Annotated in this window: 2 protein-coding genes; both read left to right on the top strand. The window is 47.1% G+C overall.

The genetic code is table 11. The features are described from left to right. Positions 1 to 958: flotillin family protein (locus tag Q0338_RS09270; RefSeq protein ID WP_298086504.1), on the top strand; the 958-nt coding region annotated here is incomplete at its 5' end. Positions 959 to 1,292: 334 nt separating this feature from the next. Further along, on the top strand, positions 1,293 to 2,158 hold an 866-nt coding region (gene yedE / locus Q0338_RS09265), incomplete at its 3' end, for a YedE family putative selenium transporter (protein ID WP_298086503.1).

The raw sequence follows: 2,158 nt of genomic DNA, 5'->3' as shown, positions 1-2,158 counted from the left end.
AGCCAAGATCGTCGCAAACAAAGCTATCGAAGAAGCGCAGATAAACAAAGCGCGCGCCATCGAAACTGTCGAGATAGAAAAAGCTAGAGCCATCAGGGAAGCCGAGATCAACAAAGAAAAAGCCGTCGAGCTCGCAAATCAGAGCAAAAACATAGAAATTGCCAAAAAAGTCGAAGAAGAGGCCGCGGCTAAAACGCTAGCCAACGAGAAAAAGGCACTAGAAGCCGCATCTTTTGAAAAGATCAAAACATCGTCGGAGACCGAGCAGGCCGAGCGCGCTAAAAAGCTAGCGCTAATCGAAGCGCAAAAAGAGGCTGAGCAACTCTCTATCGAAAAAACCGTTGCCGCAAAAGCTGAAAAAGAGGCAGAAGAAAACCTAGCCGAAGCTGCCAAAATCAAAGCTATGGGCGCAAGCGAAGCGCTAAAAATCAAGGCTACCGCCGAAGCCGAAGCCATAAAGATAACGGCCGAAGCCAACAGGCTAAACTATGAGGTCGAGGCTAAGGGTAAAACTGAGATAAATAATGCCGAAAACATCGTCTCAGCGGCGATTTTGGAAAATAGATTTAAGCTTGCTTTGATAGAGTTTATGCCGCAAATCATCGCCCAGGTCGTAAAACCGGCGGAGAAAATTGACTCTATCAAAATCGTGCAAATGGCGGGTCTTGGCGGCGCAAATCAGGGCGGTACGGGTTCAAATGCTAACGGCGGCGTTAGCAACGCTGGAGCATCTCTCTCCGATCAAATCGTAAACGCGTCTTTAAACTATAAAGTAAACGCGCCTATAATAGACGATCTAATGAAACAAGTAGGCATCGATCTAAACGGCGGGATACAAAATATCGCCTCGCCCCTGCTAGACGGTTGCGAAAAAGCTAAAGACACGTCAAATTTTAGCGCAAAAGAGACTGAGAAATTTAATGCTGCAAGCGAACAAAAAGACGGCAAGAAAAAGTAAATCTAGCCTCAAATTTGATTAAAGTTGTGTAAGGGGGCGGCACACTAGCGCGGTAAAGCCGGCTAAATTTGGCCGTCCTTTTTTACAATTAAAACAATAGTTGCTTTTGTGGTTGTTTTTGGCATATTTTGAGCTGTCTACACGGCTGCAAATTTAACATCTACAAATTTTAAACACGTTTAATATTTATGTAAATTTAACTGCTTAAGTTAAATTTTATATTCTCTTTCAAATTTGATTAAATCGCAAGCAAATTTTATTAATTTTTTATTTTAACATCAGTAAAATACAGCCTAAGAAATCGGGTCGATTTTACCTTTTCAAAGGACACTTCATGAATTTTTCAAACACAAAATGGTTTATCGTTTCAGGTGCGGCGCTCGGCGCTCTTGGTGCATTGCTTGTGTATTTTGGCAACCCCGGCAACATGGGCGTTTGCGCGGCTTGCTTTTTGCGAGATACGGTGGGGGCGCTCGGCTTTCACCGCGCAGGAGTCGTGCAGTACGTGCGCCCGGAGATCATCGGGCTCATTTTGGGCGGCTTTTTAGCTAGCGTGCTTTGGACGAAGGAGTTTAGCGCAACCACGGGCTCTTCGCCTTTCGTGCGCTTTTTTCTAGGATTTTTCGCGATGATCGGCTGCCTCGTGTTTTTGGGCTGCCCGTGGAGAGCGTTTTTGCGTCTTGGCGGCGGCGATATGACGGCGATTGCGGGAGTCGTCGGTATTTTTGCGGGCGTGTGCGCGGGCGTATTTTTCAAAAAGCTCGGCTACGGACTCACGCACGAGACTAAAACTCAGGCCGCGATAGGCGTTTTGCCGACGGTTATGGGTATTTTGCTGCTTGCTGCGCTTGCGTTTGGACTAAAGCTCGGCGAAAACGGCGCGCTTTTTACCTCCGCAAAGGGCCCTGGCTCCATGCACGCTCCGATCCTGATTTCACTTGGTTTTAGCGTCGTCGTGGGCGCGCTAATGCACAAAAGCAAATTTTGTAGCGTCGGGGCGTTTGGTAGGCTTTTTAAAGGGGATTTCTCGATGTTTACGGGGATCATCAGTATCGTGGTTTTTGCCAGCATCGTAAATTTAGCGCTCGGACAGTATAAATTCGGCTTTGAAGGCCAGCCTATCGCGCACAACGACGTGCTTTGGAACTTCCTTAGCATGACGCTAGCTGGGCTTTGCTTTAGCCTTAGCGAAGGCTGCCC

This window comes from uncultured Campylobacter sp. (assembly GCF_938018145.1).
Taxonomy (GTDB): Bacteria; Campylobacterota; Campylobacteria; order Campylobacterales; family Campylobacteraceae; genus Campylobacter_A.
The sequence above is the reverse complement of the archived record's forward strand: the minus strand, read 5'-3'. Positions and strand labels throughout refer to the sequence as shown.